We start from the raw sequence: 16,290 nt of genomic DNA on the forward strand, positions 1-16,290 counted from the left end.
GCCATGACACTTCTCTTCCATGACATCCAGACCGACGAGAGCGCCGAGACGGCCCGCACCCAGCGTCGGCTCACGGTGCTCAACGCCGCGCGTGCGGTCTTCGTGGCCCACGGGTATCACGGTGCGAGCATGGACGACATCGGCGTTCGGGCCGGGATGAGCAAGCCGGTGCTGTACACGCACTACGCGAGCAAGCTCGATCTGTATCTGTCGGTGTTGCAGGGGTATCTGGACCGGATGGTCGACGGCATTCGCGATGCGCTGGCCGATGCGAACGGTCAGGAGGACAAGGTGCGTCGCGCGGTGCTGGCCTATTTCGACTTCGTCGACGAGGACGCAGGCGGGCACACGTTGGTCTTCGAGTCGCCGGTGCCGAGTGAGCCGTGTGTGCGGTGGCGGGTGCGCAATGCCATGGGCGAGTGCGCGGTGCTGGTGAGCGCTGAGCTGCGCGCGGCGGGGATGGACGATGTCCGTGCCTACGCGTGTGCGTTCGGCGTGGTCGGTGCCAGCCATCTCGCGGCGCGGCAGTGGCTGGACACGGGTCGTCCGATTCCGAAGGGCGATGCGGTCGATACCGTTGTCTCGCTGTGCTGGAACGGGTTGTCCGGGGTCGAGACGACGGGGGACTAGGGCCTGTCGCGCCCTGGTTGGGGAGCGACGTCGAGCGCGGTCAGTGCAACGCGGCCGGCAGTGGACTTCCGTCGAGCAGTTCCTCGCTGGGTAGCTGTCCGATGAGTACGGCGAGCGCGCGCTTCCATCGGCGCAGTACCGCCTCGCGTTCGCCGAGTGTGCCGGTGAGCATGGCGGTCATCGAGAGCCCGGTGAGCAGGTCGATGGTGAATTCGACGAGGACTTCGGCTCGCGGATCCGAGGCGTACGGTTCGCCGAGCACTTCCAGGTAGAGCCTGCGCATTTCGGTGAATACGCGACGTTCTTCGATGACGAGCTGGTCGCGGAGTTCGGTGTCGGTGCGTGCGGCGACCCACAGGTCGAGTGCGGTGAAGAAGGCGGGGCTGTTGAGGTCGCGCCAGGCGAGGTCGACGACCGATTGCAGGCGGTCGCGGCCGGGCGCGAGGAGTTCGGCTTCGTGCCGGAATTTCTCGAGCCGGGTGTCGACGACCTGGGTGGTGGCGGCGATGAGCAGTTCGGCTCTGGTGGGGAAGTGGTGCTGGACGGTGCCGCGGGCGAGTCCGGCGCGTTCCTGGACCGCGCTGACGGTGGTTGCGGCGTAGCCGCGTTCGAGCAGGCATTCGGCGGTGCAGGCCAGGATTCTGGCGCGGGTGGATGTCCGACGTTCGGCCTGGGTGCGGCGTGGAGGTTGCACGGTCACCTGAGAAATCGTACGTGCTGCCGACAAGATTCGGTAGATTCAGTGAAAAGTGTCGGCCGTCACCTCTTGACGACGGCCGATGGAGCTGGTGCAATCAAGAAACCGTACGCAGTAACTGTTTATTGACGAAGGGCTGCGATGACGCAGATCTCTCACCTCCGCCGGGGCAGTGGTACGCCGATCGTGCTGGTGCACGGTCTCGGCAGCCGCTGGCAGGTTTTCGCACCGATCATCGATCTGCTCGCCGAGCAGCACGAGGTCATCGCGATCGATCTACCGGGCTTCGGTGACTCACCCGCGCTGGACACTGTGCGACCGGGTCCGCGTGGCTACGCCACCTGGCTCACCCAGTGGTTGGCGGACAACGACATTCGGCGCCCCCACGTGGTCGGGAGTTCGATGGGCGGTGGTATCGCCCTCGAACTGGGCCGGGCCGGGGTCGCGTCCGGGGTCACCGCGTTCTCCCCGGTCGGCTTCTACGGGCCGGTCGGACGGCGGTGGACGCAGGGCCTGCTGACCAGCATGCGTGGCGCCGCTCGGGTCGCCGGACCGGCACTGGACCGGCTGGTCGAGCATCCCGCAGGCCGCGTAGTCCTGCTCTCGTCCATGTTCGGCCGCCCGGTTCGCGTGGATCCCGATGCCGCTCGCACCGATTTGGCCGGGCTGGCGGGGGCCACGTCCTTCGCCGCCGCTCGCGACGACTTCGGCAACTATGTGCTCGACCCCGGCGACGACCGTGGCTCGCTGGGCGAGATCCCGGTGACGATCGCGTGGGGCACCCGCGACATCGTGCTTGTACACCGCACCCAGAGCGCCCGTGCGCGGGTGGTGTTGCCGTTCGCGCAGCACGTCGACCTTCCCGGCTGCGGGCACCTCCCGTTCAGCGACGACCCCGAAACCTGTGCTCGCCTCGTTCTCGAAGGGACCTCATGACCCCGTCCATCGCAGTGATCGGTAGCGGGTTCGGCGGCCTGGCAGCTGTCATCGCACTGAAGAAGCGCGGCTTCGACGACATCGTCGTGTTCGAGAAGGCCGACGATGTCGGCGGCGTCTGGCGGGAGAACACCTACCCCGGTGCGGCCTGCGATGTGCCGTCCCCGTTCTACTCGTACTCCTTCGAGCCGAATCCACGGTGGCCGCACCGATTCTCGCGGCAACCGGCGATCCTCGACTACATCCGGCACGTCGCCGAGAAATACGATGTGCGCCGCCATATCCGGTTCGGCACCGAAGTGCTCGGTGCGGCGTTCGACGACGCGACCGGGAAGTGGACGGTCCGGCTCGGCGGCGGAGAGACCGTGGTAGTCGATGTGCTGGTGTCGGCCGTGGGCCAGCTCTCCCGGCCTTCGGTACCTGCCATCGAGGGCCGTGACAGCTTCGGTGGCACCAGTTTCCATTCCGCCGAGTGGGATCACGACGTGGATCTGACGGGTAAGCGCGTCGCCGTGATCGGTACCGGGGCGAGTGCGATCCAGTTCGTTCCCGAGGTCCAGCGGCAGGTCGACAAGCTGACGCTGTTCCAGCGAACCGCGCCCTACATCATCCCGCGCCCCGATCGCGAGTTCTCGACGCGCCATCATCGGGTGTTCGAGAAGTTGCCGGTGACCGAGCTCGCCGAACGTGGCACCTGGTACGGCGTCGTCGAAGGACTCAGCGTCGCCTGGGTGTACTCCAAAGCGTTGTCCGCCGCGATCAAGGCTGTGTCGAAGTGGCACATGCGCAGGCAGACCAAGGCCGAGCCGGGTCTGTTCGAGAAGGTGTGGCCGGACTATCCGGTCGGATGTAAGCGAATTCTGTTCTCCGACAACTATCTTCCGGCGCTCACCGAACCGAATGTGGAGGTGACCACCGAGCGGATCGCCGAGATCACACCCTCGGGTGTGCGCACCGCGGACGGGCGGGATCACGAGGTGGATGTGATCATCTGGGGGACCGGCTTCACCAGCACCGAGTTCCTGGCGCCGATGACGATCACGGGCGCGCAGGGCCGGGAGCTGACGCAGGAGTGGGACAGCGGCGCGCACGCCTACTACGGCATGACCGTGCCGCGGTTTCCGAACCTGTTCATCATGTACGGGCCCAACACCAATACCGGTGGCGGCTCGATCATCTACTTCCTCGAGGCGCAGGCGAAGTACCTCGGCGACTATGTCGCCCATCTCGCGGCGTCCGGTCGCGCGCTGACGGTGCGTCCGGAGGTGGAGCAGGCTTATGACGAGCGGATCCAGGCGCAGCTCGGCGGCAGCGTGTGGAGTCGCTGCTCGTCGTGGTACCGCCAGGCCGACGGTCGGATCACGACCAACTGGCCACTACTGGGAATCCAATACAAGAAACAGGCGCGGTTCGATCCCGCCGACTATGAGGTGGTGTCGCGATGAGTGACTACGACTACGACGTGATCGTCGTCGGTTCCGGCTTCGGTGGCAGCGTCACAGCGCTGCGGCTGACCGAAAAGGGTTACCGGGTGGGAGTTCTGGAATCCGGCAGGCGCTGGGATGCCGAGGACTTCCCGAAGACGAACTGGAACATTCCCAAGGCCATCTGGGCGCCGCGCCTCGGCCTGACGGGGCCGCAGCGGATCAGCGCGCTGGGCAAATGCTTGGTCTTCAGCGGTTCGGGCGTGGGCGGCGGGTCGCTGATCTACGGCAATACGCTCTACGAACCGCTGCCGGAGTTCTATCGCGATCGTGCGTGGGCGCACATCACCGACTGGAAGTCCGAGCTCGCGCCGTACTACGACCAGGCCTCGCGGATGCTGGGCGTGGTCGAGAATCCGCGGGTCGGGCCGAAGGACGACGTGCTGTTGCAGGTCGCGCGGGATCTGAAGGTCGCCGATACCTTCCATCGCACCCATGTGGGTGTGTTCTTCAACGAGGGTTCTGAAGGTGTCGAGGTCGATGACCCGTACTTCGGTGGTGCGGGTCCGCGCCGGGCGGGCTGTATCCACTGCTCGGAGTGTTTCACCGGCTGCAAGCACAATGCCAAGAACACCACCACGCTCAATTACCTGCACCTGGCCGAGAGCAACGGCGCGCAGGTGCATCCGTTGACCACGGTGACGTCGGTGGCGCCCGACGGTGCGGGTGGTTATCGCGTCGAGACGGTGCAGTCCAACGGTTGGGTGCGCAAGCAGCGTCGCACGTTCACCGCCCAGCAGGTGGTGTTCGCGGCGGCGGCGCTGGGCACCCAGAAGTTGCTGCACAAGTTGCGCAGCGACGGCACGTTGCCGGAGTTGTCCTCGCGGGTCGGCGAGCTGACCCGCAGTAATTCCGAGGCGATCATCGGGGTCACCAGTAAGTCCCGGCGTGATTTCGCCCAGGGCGTGGCGATCACGTCCTCCATTCACCCGGAACCGCAGACGCATGTGGAGGTGTGCACCTACGGCAAGGGACAGAACGCGCTGTTCTTGCAGACCGTGCCGATGATCGACGGTGGCGCTTTCCGGTTCCTGCGGTTGTTGCTGTCGATGGTGTTGCATCCGGTGCAGTTCCTGCGTTCGCAGAACGCTCACGGTGCTTCGGAGCGGTCGGTGATCCTGCTGGTGATGCAGTCGCTGGACAATTCGCTGACCTCCTACCTGAAGGGCAAGCGGTTGGTGACCAAGCAGGGCAGCGGAGAGCCGAACCCGGAGTGGATTCCGATGGCGCACGACATCGCCCGCCGATACGCCGCCGAGTCCGACGGCATCACCGGCAATATCGCCACCGATATCTTCAATATCCCCGCGACCGCGCACTATATCGGTGGCTGCACGATCGGTGACTCCCGTGAGACCGGCGTGATCGACCCGTATCAGCGGGTCTATGGCTATCCCGGTCTGCACATCGCCGACGGCAGCGCGATCACCGCCAATCTCGGGGTCAACCCGTCGCTGACCATCACCGCGCAGGCCGAGCGTGCGATGGCGTTCTGGCCGAACAAGGGTGAGCCGGATCCGCGTCCGGATCTCGGGGCCGCCTACCAGCGGATCAGTCCGGTAGCACCCGAACAGCCCGCTGTGCCCGCTTCCGCGCCCGGTGCGCTGCGACTGCCCGTCTGAGGCGAGAGGATCTTCATGACGATCGACCGACTTACCGCGCTCGAACCCGCCTGTTCCCGACTGGACGCGCTGGACCTGTTCGACAGTCTCGCGCCGGTGCCGGCGACTCAGCTCAGCGGCCGATGGAGTGGTCGCGAGCTGGGCACCGGGCACCCGATGGACGGCTTGCTCGTCGCGTCGGGGTGGTATGGCAAGCAGTTCGACGGTCTCGAGAGTGTGCATCCGCTGCTGTTTCGCGGTCCGGCGGGCGATATTTTCGCCGTCGATCCGCAACGGGTGCCATTGGGCCTGGTCGGGAAGGTGCCGAGCAAGGTCGTGGACCGGGGTCGGGGGCTGCTCGGGGTGCTGAAACCTGCGTTGCGCGCCCGTGGTTATCGGGCTCGGTTGCGGGCGGTCGAGCACCGCGGGGTGGTCACCACGGCGATGGTCTACGACCATCTGCCGATCATCGATGTGTTCCGCCGGATCGACGACGACACCGTGCTGGGCCTGATGGACTACCGCAATTTCCCCGAGCCTTATTTCTTCGTGCTCGTCCGGGAAAACTCGAGTGATTCTGCCCGTTTGCCAGATTGAATCGGGGGTACGCGCCGAAAACGGAGAGCTCTCGTCGGAAGGAGGCCGTGCCATGACTGACTACATCGATCCCCATCAACACAAGTTTCCCGACACCGAGCGCACGACGCGCTCACACGCGGGTGAGTCGATTCAGGACTCGCTCAATTGGCCGGGGCTGTTCCTCGTCGGAGTCGGCATCGTGATGCTCGCGGCCACCTTGACGGCCGCCGGTTCCGGGTTCGTCGGATGGGCGGTGATCGCCGGAATCCTCAGCGGTGTGTGTCTGCTGTTCGGGGTCGGGATCGTGCTCGCCGAGCATCGCCGGATCAAGGTCAGCGAGGGGTTGCACCTCACCGATCCGTGTGGTCACTGAGGTCAGAACTCGGAAAGGACGTCGATGAACGAACGCGCTGAGCCGGGACGGATCATCGTCGACTATTCGCATCTGTTCCCCGGTGTGGTGGTGCGCGCCGATCGTATGGCCGACGAGTTCGATGTGGTGTTCTCCGATGGGGTGCGCACCGAAGCCGGCATTCTGCAGGACGATGACGGGGTCGCGGCACTCGACGTGGTCGGTTATGCCACGGCCGCGGGCACGGTGCAGCCCGGTCGGGTGTGGCCGATCACCTCGATCGAGGATGCCGGGTCCGAGGTGAATATCAAGCTGGGCCCGTACTTGCGCTAGCTTCACGCCGCTCGACGAGGCCGGTTCGTCGTCACTGGACCTTTCTGCGCCTAACGACTGGACCAGCGTCCATCTCTGCCGCGATGATGACGCCATGAGCGAGCATCCCGCGCAACGGCGCACGCTGGCCGTGTTGGTCGCGGCGCAGATTTTCAGTGGCGCGGGGCTTGCCGCCGGCATCACCGTCGGCGCGTTGCTGGCGCAGGACATGCTCGGATCGACCGGGCTGGCGGGTTTGCCCGCGGCGATGTTCACGGTCGGGTCGGCCGCGGCGGCGGTCGGAGTGGGTCGGATTTCGCAGCGGGCGGGTCGACGGGCAGGCCTCACCCTGGGCTATCTGACCGGTGCGCTGGGGAGTTTCGGGGTGGTGGCGGCCGCGGTGACCGGGAGCTTGGCGCTGCTGTTCGTGTCGCTGATCGTGTACGGGGCGGGGACCGCGACGAGTCTGCAAGCGCGATACGCCGGCGCCGATCTGGCGCAGCCCGCGCATCGGGCACGCGCGATCAGCACGGTGCTGGTGGCGACGACGGTCGGTGCGGTTGTCGGGCCGAATCTGACGACGCCGATGTCGAATATGGCTGTGAGCTGGGGCATTCCGGCGCTGTCCGGCCCGTTCGTGCTGTCCGGGGTGGCGTATGTGCTGGCGGCCGTTGTGCTGTGGGTGATGTTGCGGCCGGACCCGCTTGTGCTTGCCCGCGCGATTGCCGAACCGCCCGGCGAGGTGGTCGTGACGCAAGCTCCGACACGGTGGTCGGCGCCGATCGTGGCCGGGACGACGGTGATGGTGGTGACGCAGTTGGTGATGGCCGCGGTCATGACGATGACGCCGGTCCATATGCAGCATCACGGGCACGGGGTGGGCGCGGCCGGATTCGTGATCGCGGTGCACGTCGCGGGGATGTATCTGCCGTCGTTGCTGTCGGGGATGCTCGTGGATCGGTTCGGGCCGGGGCTGGTCGCCGTGGCGGCCGCGGCCACCTTGGTCGCGGCTGCCACGGCGGCTGCGCTCGCACCGCCGAGTTCGGTCGCGGCGCTGGCGGTGGCGCTCGGACTGCTCGGGGTGGGCTGGAATCTGGGACTGGTCGCGGGGACGACGATGATCGCGGATGCGACGCCGGTCGCCACCCGGGCTCGGACGCAGGGCACCGTCGATGTGGGCATCGCGGTCGCGGGCGCTGGGGGCGGGCTGGGATCCGGGGTCGTCGTGGCATTCGCCGACTATCCGGGTCTGGCGTTCCTCGGTGCGGGGATCGCGTTGCTGATCGTGCCCGCATTGGCGTGGGCCACTCGTCGGCCTGCGGTTCGCGACGAGGTCGTGCGGGTCGAGACCTGAGCGTTGTGGTGACAGTTCGTCCTGGCAGGAGGCCGGTGCCGTGCGATGATCTGGCGATGAAAGGTCAGACGAGTACCGCCCGGCTGTTGACACTGTTCGGTGGTGTCGCGCTCGTGATGCTGATGGTCAACTGGAGCCTGATGCGCGCGGTCGCGTTCGCGGTGATCTGGGCGGTCGCGGCAGGCGTGCTGGTGTTGCGTGACCGGCGTCGTGGTGGCGAGGACACCGCGCCCGCCGTGGTTTCCGACGCAGGCGTCTCAGACTCCGGCGAGCGCTGAGGCCAGATCCGGCACATCCAGGGCCTGCATGGCCTGCTGGCGCACATCAGCGCAGTGCTGCTGGGTGACGGCATCGATCACCTCGCGGTTGCGAGCCACCGCCACATTGATGCCGCCGCTGCGCACCGCCCAGTTCTGCACTGTGGCGTTGAACGACACGCGCGCCACAGTGACTCCCTGCGCACGCCAATTATCGAGATCCGGGGCCATCATCTCGCACAGGTGCGCGGCCGCCTCATCGGAGATTTCCGGCGCGCCCTCGGCCGACGGCGGCAGACCGGGATCAGGTGCCTCGGTGCTGGTAGCGCAGCCGGCGACAACCAGCAGCCCGATCAACACGGCCCCTCGTAGATGTGTGAACACGACGCTGTCCCTCCGGTAGAGGTTTGTCCTTGCTCAGTGCGAATGCCCGCCTTTCGACGGCTCAAACAGCGGTCGACGGCCGGAAATCGCTGGGGGAGGCAGGGATTCGGACAGCCGGCCTGGAATAGAGCGAGGCTGGTTCGACATCGCGCCCAGTTCGGCCGAACGGCGTTCTGCCGCGATCAATGCCTCGCCGAAAGCCGAACGCACACCACCCCGCTCGAGTTCTCGCATCGCCCCTGCGGTCGTTCCCTCGGGTGAGGTGACGGCAGCGCGCAACTCCACGCAAGGCCGGCCCGACTCGGTCAACAACGCGGCCGAACCGAGCATGGTCTGCTGCACCAACTGGGTGGCTACCTCCCGGGACAGACCCAGCTGCACCGAGGCGTCGATCATGGCCTCGATCACCAGAAAGAAATACGCGGGCCCCGAACCCGACACCGCGGTCACCGCGTCCATCTGCGACTCGGCGACGGTCACCACCTTGCCGACCGCCTCCATCACCTCAGCGACCAGCCGCAACTGCTCCTCGCTACAGTGACGGCCCGCCGCGATGGCGCTCATGCCCTGGCCGACCAGCATCGGGGTGTTCGACATGACCCGCACCACCGGGAAACCGGCGGGCAGCTCAGCTTCCATCCGTGCCGTCGATACACCCGCGGCCAGCGACACCAGCACCTGATCGCGCGCCCGGCCAACCATCGACTCGGCCAGTGCGGCGAGCACGCCGTCCACATCGCGCGGTTTCACCGCGATCACCATCAGATCCGCATCCTCGGTCGCATCCGCGAGGCTGGTCATCGCCCGGATGCCGAACCGCTCGATCCGCGCCAACACCCGCCCCACAACCACCAGATCCTCGCTCGCCCACCCGGATTCGAGAAGCCCAGCGATCAACGCCTCCCCGATCCGGCCACCACCGATCACCGCAATCCTCGACACAAAACGCAAGGTTAGCGGACAAGTTCCCGGACACGATCCGCCCACCGAACACCCGTCGCGCCGCCCTCTCGGACCGACGCGACTGACCGCTGATGGTTTTCGGGTTCTCCCGAGATCAGGCCGAGGTGATGTTGGGGCAGTTGGATCGGTTGCTGACGTTGATGTCTCTGCCATGTCTCATGCTGGTGTGGTACCGATGAACGCGCCGTATGAGAGTCCAGCGACGAACTGGTTCGCGATCTTCGTTCAGGTCGAGACGGTCACCGCCGAGCTGTCGGTGAAGCAGCCGCGTGAGATCGCCCTGTACGAGCGGATGTTCGCGGTGTTGAACGAGCGGGCTGTGATCGGTGACGGTGCCTCTGATCGAAATACACAACGGCGTCAGTCCGAGTGCTGTTCGGGCGCGGTCTCAACGGTAGCTTCGAGCTTCGAGACTCTGGGCGAGGTGGTCCAAGCCCTGTAGTACTGCGGCACGTTGTTGGTCCAGGTCGGTGAGTAGCTGTGCGTGGGCTTCGAGTTCGCGGGGGAAGACCTCGTCGATCAGGCCAATTCCTGCCGGGGTGAGGCGGATCAGGGTCGATCGTCGATCGGTCGGGTTCTGGGTGCGGGTGATCAGTCCTCGCCGTTCGAGTTTGGTGAGTGTTTTTCCGACGCCTGCCCTGGACATGCCGAGATGTTCGGCCAGTCGGATCGCGGTGAGGGGTGGGTCGGCGTACCGGAGGGGTACAAGTAGGCCCACCTCTGCCGGGGTGATGTGGGCCTGGGCGTAGATGTCCTCCACGGCGCGGTCGAGCAGGGCGGAAATGCGTTTGATCTGGCCGACCACCACCATGGCGGAGGTGTCGAGGTCGGGGTTTCGGACACGCCAGAGATCGGATGTCCGTTCTCGGAGCGACTTTTCGGCCATCACCTCTCCTTTTGTTAACTAGTGAACAATTCGGTACGTTCGGAGCGTACCCGGACGGTGACAAGGTCGTGCGGCGTGGTCGAGGGGGAATTGTGGTTCACGATGTCGTGGTGGTCGGTGGGGGCGCGGCCGGTCTGAGTGCCGCGCTGGTTTTGGCTCGATCGTGTCGTCAGGTAGTGCTCATCGACTCCGGTGAACCTCGAAACATGGCTGCCGAGACGACGCATGGCTTCTTGACACAGGACGGAGTCGCGCCCGAGCAGTTGCTGGCGACAGGCGGCGCGGAGGTGCGCCGCTACGGCGCACAGGTGCTGGCGGGCCGAGTCGTGGACATCGCCGCGGTCGACGGACATTTCTCGGTGGTGACCGAAACCGGGGCCGTCGTTGCGGCGCGGGCTGTGGTTGTGGCGACAGGGCTGCGCGATGAACTGCCGGCGACCCCCGGAGTTCGAGAGCAGTGGGGAAAGGGGGTTCTCCACTGTCCGTACTGTCACGGATACGAGGTGCGGGACGCGCCGCTGGCGGTTCTGGGTGGTGCGAACAGGGCATTTTCCGTGCACCAGGCGTCGCTGGTGCGTCAGTGGTCCGACGACGTCCTCTTCTTCCCACAAGAGATCGTGTTGTCGGCGGATGAGCGCCGCCGTTTGTCCACGCGCAAGGTTCACGTTGTCGAAGGCGAGGTGAACCGAGTTGTTGCGCACGACGGTCGCCTCCACGGCGTGGAACTCGCATCGGGACAGCTCATTACGCGGACGGCGGTCTTTGTCGGGCCGCGTTTCACTCCCCGTGATGAGCTGCTCACTCGGCTGCGATGCGCGGTCGGCGACGATGGCTGGGTCGCCGTCGATGCCACGGGGCGCACCAGCGTCGCTGGTATCTGGGCCGCGGGCAATGTCGCCGATTCGCCTGCGCAACTCGTCCACGCCGCGGCTGCGGGATCCAGAGCCGCTGTGGCGGTGAATCACTATCTACTGGAACTGGATATCCAGCTTTCGCTCGCCGGGCATTGACTCGGTCCGCTCGTTGCGGGATGCGCTCTAGGCCGAGGGTCGGAATCGTGGTGAGCGCAAACGGTGACCGGCGGTTGTGTGCTCGGCTAACGTTTCGGCGGTCGGGTTGCCTGGTGAGGAGAGTGTGTTGACCGTCGACGTCGATATCGCGGTGCATCCGCTCGATGATCCGGTGCGGGCTTCGTTGCGGGGCGAGCACAGTCGTTTCGCGCGGTGGACGGGGCGGATCGGGCGCTATGAGCCGGAAGTCGCGCGATTCGTCGGGCATCCGGCGGTGCTCGACGAGCAGGATTGGGCTGATCTGGGCGCTGTGCTCGGGTCGGGCGGCAGTGCTGGAATCCGCGGGATCGGTCATGTGGTGCCGGCGGAGTGGGCGGTGCTCGCCGAGTTCGACACCGTGCAGATGGACGGCGCGGGATTGCGGGTTGCCCTCGATCCTGAGCTCGAAAGACTCACTGCCGCTGATGTTCCCGAGATCTTGGAGCTGATCGCCCGAACCGAACCCGGCCCGTACGCGCCGCGGACCATCGAAATGGGCACCTATCTCGGACTGCGGGTCGAGGGTCGGTTGGTGGCGATGGCGGGGGAGCGGCTGCATCCTCCGGGGTGGACCGAGATCAGCGCGGTGTGCACCGATGTCGAATTTCGGGGCCGGGGGATCGCCTCGCGGTTGATTCGGGCGGTCGGGGCCGGAATCCGCGCGCGGGGTGAGACACCGTTTCTGCACGCGGTCGCACACAACACGACGGCGATCAGTTTGTACGAGACGCTGGGCTTCACCGTGCGCAAGAAGTCGACGCTGACACTGGTGCAAGCGCCCTAGGTCATCGGGTGGCGGCCGATCGGGTCACCTCGTCGGCGATGTCGCTGACACCGGGCATCGCGGCGATCTCGGCGGCGACCGCACGTGCGTTCGTCCTCAGGTCGGGATCAGAGACCAGGGCGTTGAGGTGGGCGGCGGTGATCGAACGGGCAGGCACCGACAGTCCGGCGCCGCGTCGCTGCACCGAGCTCGCGTTCCACGCTCGGTCGCCCGGTGCGGGGGTGGCGATCTGAGGGACGCCGGCGTGGAGGGCGGCATAGACCGAACCGGCTCCCCCGTGATTGACCATGGCAGTGCAGTGGGGCAGAGCTTCGTGCAGGCCGATCCACCCGGTCGTGCGGATGTTCGCGGGAAGTGCGTTGTTGCGCAGTGTCTTTCGATCGGGTCGCACGATGACGATATCGGCATCGACATACGGTGCGGCGCGCACGATCGCCCGCAGCATCGTGTCCGGACCGTCGCCGAGCATGGTCGAGCGGGTGACGAGAATGCGTGGGCGTGTGGACGGTTCGCGCAGGAACGCGGGTGTGTCCGCGCCCGGGGCGGAGTACGGGGTGTAGCGCAACGGCCGCCCCTCGACCCGGACGATGCTGGGCGGGGCAATGGACAGGGTGCTCGCCGGAGCGGGCAGTCCGGCGTCGGTGAGCAGACGCAGCAGTTCACGGCGGATCACCGTGCCGTTGTCGAGGGCGATGTTGTGCAGGATCGTGGGTACGCCGAGCCGGTCGGCCACCATCGCCGCGGCCGCCGCGAACGGCTCGTGCACGATCACCTCCGGCGCGAACTCGGTAGCGGCACGCAGCAGCGGCTCGACCATCGGCCGATTGGTGACCGCGAAGACGTGGGCGCCGCCGCGTGCGTCCGCCATCCCCTTCCCCGACCGGGCCGCCAGCACCGGATGTCGGCCCAGCCCGCGCACCGCGGCACGCAGATAGTTGATCGGCGGGGCGACATCGGCCACCGGCAATCGCGCCCGCACCACCGCGGCCGCGTCCCCGCCGGTAGCCACCATGACGTCGTGCCCGCGCTCGCGCAGAGTGTCGACCAGCGGCATCATCGGGAACAGATGCCCGATCAGCGGCATCGCCACGAACAGCACTCGCATCAGGTCCCCGCCATCGCCTCGGGCGGCCGCAGTCTCGACCCCCACCATCCGGCACTACGACTCAACGCCGACGATAGTTCACCTCGGCCCCGCATCGAGAGAGTTACGCGGCCGCTGCCCCGTGATAGAACAAGTCGCCGAGGCCGACGGTGAAGACGAGGATGCCATAGAGGGCGTGCTCCACCGAAGTGGTGAGCAGCGAGCGGGTCCGCCGATACCGGGCCGCGAAGAGAACACCGGCCGCCGCGCTCAAAAGCACCGAGATCGGGTTGCCGACGATGAAGTGGGCGAAACCGAATGCGACGGCGCTGGCGGCGATCATGCGCGGACCGTCGCCGAAGATCGGCGCGTAGCGGTGAAACAGGAAGGCGCGGAACAGCAGTTCCTGCGGATAGACGCTGACCAGCGGATAGAACACGAGGACCAGGACCCAGATCAGGGGACGTTCGCGCGGTAGATCGAACAGCGAATCGGGCCGGAACACCGCCACCGCGGCGGCGAGGGTCAGGGCCGAGATCGCCCAGAGCGCGAGGATGCCGGGCAGGGCGGGGCGCAGTGCGTCGGCCCGCCAGAAGCTGCCACGGTCGAAACCGGTGCGGCGCAGGTAGATCACGATGCCGACGGTGATCGCCACAAGGAAAGGCAGCGGGCTCACACCGCGCAGCAACACCGCGAACAAACCGGTCAGGCCGAAGAAGAGGGCGACGAATTCGACTGTGAGCCAGGTCTTCCGGCTGGTGCGGCCGGTGTCGACGGTCATCTGCCGAGATTAGCCGCTGTGCTCGGCCTTCGTCGCGGCCAACGTCGCCAGCAGGGCGGGCAGGGCGATGTAGTAGTCGTAGGTGACCAGTTTCTGGGCGTCGGGATCGCCCTGCCACAGGCCCGCAGGGCCGCGATAGTCCGGGATTCCGCTGTCGGTGGAGACACCGGCGCCCGGACAAGATCGCCACGAGCTGGGTGGTCATGGCCATCCAGCCTAGGTCCGGTCGAGCAGTGCGGTCGACGGATTTCGGTCGTTGTCCTCGCGAAGGGCTATCGCATCTGACTATGCAACGCTAAAGTCTGCCTGGAGTGGACAACAGTGGAAGGTGGCAGACGAATGACGTCGGCAACGGTCAAACGGCAGGTACTCGAACTCGGTGGGGCGTTCATGATCTCGCGCGAGGCCAGGGCGTTCGGGGAGACGACCGGGGTGGCCGGGTTCCACGGCGCCTACACGCGAGGCCGTGGCGGGGTGCTCGGTGACGTCGACGCCGACGTGGTGACCGCCGCCTTCGGCTTCTTCGAACCCGGATGCGTGCGCGCCGCATGGGAATCGGTGCCGATGCCCGCCGCAGGCGCCGCGGTGGAATACATGCTCGCGTGTCGCGATTTCGGGCAACGCAAACTGGCCGCGTTCGAGCAGGCCGACCGGCTCGCACAGCTGCTGCGCCGCGTGGTCGATGCCGCACCCTCGACCGGCTTGCCCCTGTTCGCCGGTTGGCGGGCCATGCCGGTGCCCGAGGACGGGCGGGCCGCGGTGCTGCAACTGACCCATGTGCTGCGCGAGCTCCGCGGCGGACTGCACCTGGTCGCGGTGCTGGCCAACGGACTCACCCCGCTGCAAGCGATCCTGGTCGCGGGCTCCCCGATCCTCGACGGACCCGGTCACGCGAAATTTCTCGGCTGGACCGAACCGTTCGAGACGGTCACCGACGATGTGCGGGTGCGCTGGGACGCGGCGGAGAAGCTGACCGACGAACTGATCGCACCCTGCTTCGATGTCCTCGACGACACCGAGCGCGACGAGCTCGCCACCCTGATGCTCGACGCGCACCGAGTCGCCTTGACGCGCTAGAACGTTCAGGACCCGATCACGTCGCGCCCGCGGCCCACGATCAGTGGGTCGGCGGTGCCGACGATCTCGACATCCTTGTTGCCGTAATCGAACCCGCTCAACACGTGCCGCATCGCGTTGAGCCTGGCGCGCTTCTTGTCGTTGCTCTTGACCACGATCCACGGTGCGTGATCGGTGTCGGTGTGCTCGAAGTTCTCCTCCTTGGCCGCGGTGTAGTCGTCCCATTTGTCGAGCGAGGCCAGGTCCATCGGCGAGAGCTTCCAGTGCCGCACCGGGTCGACCTGGCGGATGGCGAAACGGGTGCGCTGCTCCAGCGGCGAGACCGAGAACCAGAACTTGACCAGGTCGATACCGTCGTCGACGAGCATCCGTTCGAACAGCGGCACCTGCGACAGGAACCGTCGATGCTGTTCGGGCGTGCAGAAACCCATCACCCGTTCGACACCGGCGCGGTTGTACCAGGAGCGGTCGAACAGCACGATCTCGCCCGCGGCGGGCAGGTGCTCGACGTAGCGCTGGAAATACCACTGGGTGGATTCGCGCGCGGAGGGCTTCTCCAGTGCCACGACCCGGGCCCCGCGCGGATTCAGGTGCTCCATGAAGCGTTTGATGGTGCCGCCCTTGCCCGCGGCGTCGCGCCCTTCGAACACGATGACGACGCGGCGCCCGGTCGCCTTGACCCAGTTCTGCAGTTTCAGTAGCTCGATCTGCAGTAACCGCTTGTCGAGGTCGTATTGCAGGCGCGAGAGGCGCTCGTCGTAGGGGTAGCCCTCGCGCCAGGTGTCGACGACCAGGCCGCCGGGTTCGGTGAGCAGGATCGGATCGTCGTCGTCGCTGTCGTCGACGGTGAATCCGGTGGTGTCGGCCAGGTTCACGACGGTCGCGAGATCGGCGATCTCGCTGACATCACGGGGGATCGGACGAATCTCGACATCGGTCATCCCGTGACGCTAAATGGTGTGCGTGTCGCGAAGATGAACGCGCGGTGCCCAGCGCAGCGAAGCCGCCGCGCCAACCCGGCAACACGGCGATGTGGGCTCGCTATCGTGAATTCGTGCAGATGGCACCCCGTTCGGGGCA

18 protein-coding genes and 2 pseudogenes are annotated in these 16,290 nt (G+C 66.6%); 12 read left to right on the top strand and 8 right to left on the bottom strand.

The features are described from left to right. The first annotated feature begins 3 nt into the window (after positions 1-3). The gene (locus tag ACFVVI_RS09825; RefSeq protein ID WP_378990039.1) at positions 4-630 is read left to right on the top strand and encodes a TetR/AcrR family transcriptional regulator; all 627 of its coding nucleotides are present in this window, start codon (positions 4-6) and stop codon (positions 628-630) included. Positions 631-670: 40 nt separating this feature from the next. Here the strand turns inward: ACFVVI_RS09825 and ACFVVI_RS09830 are convergent, their stop codons facing one another. Then, positions 671-1,330 (bottom strand): TetR/AcrR family transcriptional regulator, encoded by a 660-nt coding sequence (locus ACFVVI_RS09830; RefSeq protein ID WP_387444912.1) that lies wholly within the window; start codon positions 1,328-1,330, stop codon positions 671-673. 138 nt (positions 1,331-1,468) lie between these two features. Here ACFVVI_RS09830 and ACFVVI_RS09835 point away from each other — a divergent pair, with 138 nt between their 5' ends. The 8 genes from ACFVVI_RS09835 (at position 1,469) to ACFVVI_RS09870 (ending at position 8,223) form a co-directional block, all read left to right on the top strand. After that, positions 1,469-2,263, top strand: coding sequence for an alpha/beta fold hydrolase (locus ACFVVI_RS09835; RefSeq protein WP_379313870.1), 795 nt, complete (start codon positions 1,469-1,471; stop codon positions 2,261-2,263). Continuing rightward, positions 2,260-3,708 carry a flavin-containing monooxygenase gene (locus ACFVVI_RS09840; RefSeq protein WP_387444913.1) on the top strand — a complete coding sequence of 483 codons (1,449 nt, stop codon included), beginning with the start codon at positions 2,260-2,262 and terminating at the stop codon, positions 3,706-3,708. The genes ACFVVI_RS09835 and ACFVVI_RS09840 overlap by 4 nt, the downstream gene beginning before the upstream one ends. Continuing rightward, positions 3,705-5,369, top strand: a complete 1,665-nt coding sequence (locus ACFVVI_RS09845) for a GMC oxidoreductase (RefSeq protein WP_387444915.1) — start codon at positions 3,705-3,707, stop codon at positions 5,367-5,369. Before ACFVVI_RS09840 ends, ACFVVI_RS09845 begins: the two co-directional genes overlap by 4 nt. A gap of 15 nt (positions 5,370-5,384) precedes the next feature. After that, entirely contained in the window at positions 5,385-5,945 is a 561-nt protein-coding gene (locus ACFVVI_RS09850) for a DUF4334 domain-containing protein (RefSeq protein WP_387444917.1), read from the top strand. Between the two features lie 52 nt (positions 5,946-5,997). Continuing rightward, positions 5,998-6,300, top strand: coding sequence for a hypothetical protein (locus tag ACFVVI_RS09855; protein ID WP_378990032.1), 303 nt, complete (start codon positions 5,998-6,000; stop codon positions 6,298-6,300). Positions 6,301-6,324: 24 nt separating this feature from the next. Beyond that, positions 6,325-6,612, top strand: coding sequence for a hypothetical protein (locus ACFVVI_RS09860; RefSeq protein WP_378990031.1), 288 nt, complete (start codon positions 6,325-6,327; stop codon positions 6,610-6,612). A 94-nt stretch (positions 6,613-6,706) separates the two neighbouring features. Continuing rightward, complete coding sequence (locus tag ACFVVI_RS09865; RefSeq protein WP_387444920.1) at positions 6,707-7,945, top strand: MFS transporter; 1,239 nt, start codon at positions 6,707-6,709, stop codon at positions 7,943-7,945. Between the two features lie 56 nt (positions 7,946-8,001). Beyond that, positions 8,002-8,223: a hypothetical protein gene (locus ACFVVI_RS09870; RefSeq protein ID WP_387444921.1), complete on the top strand. Its 222-nt coding sequence runs from the start codon at positions 8,002-8,004 to the stop codon at positions 8,221-8,223. Here ACFVVI_RS09870 and ACFVVI_RS09875 read toward each other — a convergent pair. The 3 genes and pseudogenes from ACFVVI_RS09875 to ACFVVI_RS09885 all read right to left on the bottom strand — a co-directional run bounded on the left by ACFVVI_RS09875 (position 8,203) and on the right by ACFVVI_RS09885 (position 10,435). Further along, on the bottom strand, positions 8,203-8,586 hold the full coding sequence (locus tag ACFVVI_RS09875) for a hypothetical protein (RefSeq protein WP_378991877.1): 384 nt from the start codon (positions 8,584-8,586) through the stop codon (positions 8,203-8,205). The two genes, ACFVVI_RS09870 and ACFVVI_RS09875, sit on opposite strands and share 21 nt — an antisense overlap. Before the next feature lie 150 nt (positions 8,587-8,736). Next, positions 8,737-9,528 (bottom strand): annotated as a pseudogene (gene proC / locus ACFVVI_RS09880) (pyrroline-5-carboxylate reductase); the annotation flags it as partial. Positions 9,529-9,937: 409 nt separating this feature from the next. Then, entirely contained in the window at positions 9,938-10,435 is a 498-nt protein-coding gene (locus tag ACFVVI_RS09885) for a MarR family winged helix-turn-helix transcriptional regulator (protein ID WP_387444923.1), read from the bottom strand. A 110-nt stretch (positions 10,436-10,545) separates the two neighbouring features. On the opposite strand from ACFVVI_RS09885, the gene ACFVVI_RS09890 reads away from it, so the two are divergent. Together ACFVVI_RS09890 and ACFVVI_RS09895 are read left to right on the top strand one after the other, a co-directional pair. After that, positions 10,546-11,445 (top strand): NAD(P)/FAD-dependent oxidoreductase, encoded by a 900-nt coding sequence (locus tag ACFVVI_RS09890; RefSeq protein ID WP_387445369.1) that lies wholly within the window; start codon positions 10,546-10,548, stop codon positions 11,443-11,445. 124 nt (positions 11,446-11,569) lie between these two features. After that, the gene (locus tag ACFVVI_RS09895) at positions 11,570-12,268 is read left to right on the top strand and encodes a GNAT family N-acetyltransferase (RefSeq protein ID WP_378991874.1); all 699 of its coding nucleotides are present in this window, start codon (positions 11,570-11,572) and stop codon (positions 12,266-12,268) included. A 1-nt stretch (position 12,269) separates the two neighbouring features. On the opposite strand, the gene ACFVVI_RS09900 is transcribed toward ACFVVI_RS09895, so the two are convergent. From ACFVVI_RS09900 to ACFVVI_RS09910, 3 genes and pseudogenes are all read right to left on the bottom strand, one after another. Continuing rightward, positions 12,270-13,373, bottom strand: coding sequence for a glycosyltransferase (locus ACFVVI_RS09900; protein ID WP_387444926.1), 1,104 nt, complete (start codon positions 13,371-13,373; stop codon positions 12,270-12,272). A gap of 103 nt (positions 13,374-13,476) precedes the next feature. Further along, complete coding sequence (locus tag ACFVVI_RS09905; protein WP_378991872.1) at positions 13,477-14,133, bottom strand: CPBP family intramembrane glutamic endopeptidase; 657 nt, start codon at positions 14,131-14,133, stop codon at positions 13,477-13,479. A 9-nt stretch (positions 14,134-14,142) separates the two neighbouring features. Next, a pseudogene (locus ACFVVI_RS09910) lies at positions 14,143-14,295 on the bottom strand (NAD-dependent deacetylase); the annotation flags it as partial. 177 nt (positions 14,296-14,472) lie between these two features. Here ACFVVI_RS09910 and ACFVVI_RS09915 point away from each other — a divergent pair. Beyond that, positions 14,473-15,210: a hypothetical protein gene (locus ACFVVI_RS09915; protein WP_378991871.1), complete on the top strand. Its 738-nt coding sequence runs from the start codon at positions 14,473-14,475 to the stop codon at positions 15,208-15,210. A gap of 5 nt (positions 15,211-15,215) precedes the next feature. On the opposite strand, the gene ppk2 is transcribed toward ACFVVI_RS09915, so the two are convergent. Next, positions 15,216-16,151 (bottom strand): polyphosphate kinase 2, encoded by a 936-nt coding sequence (ppk2, locus tag ACFVVI_RS09920; protein WP_378629995.1) that lies wholly within the window; start codon positions 16,149-16,151, stop codon positions 15,216-15,218. Positions 16,152-16,290 lie beyond the last annotated feature (139 nt).

It is taken from the genome of Nocardia sp. NPDC058114, from assembly GCF_042884695.1.
In the GTDB taxonomy this organism is placed as follows: Bacteria; Actinomycetota; Actinomycetes; order Mycobacteriales; family Mycobacteriaceae; genus Nocardia.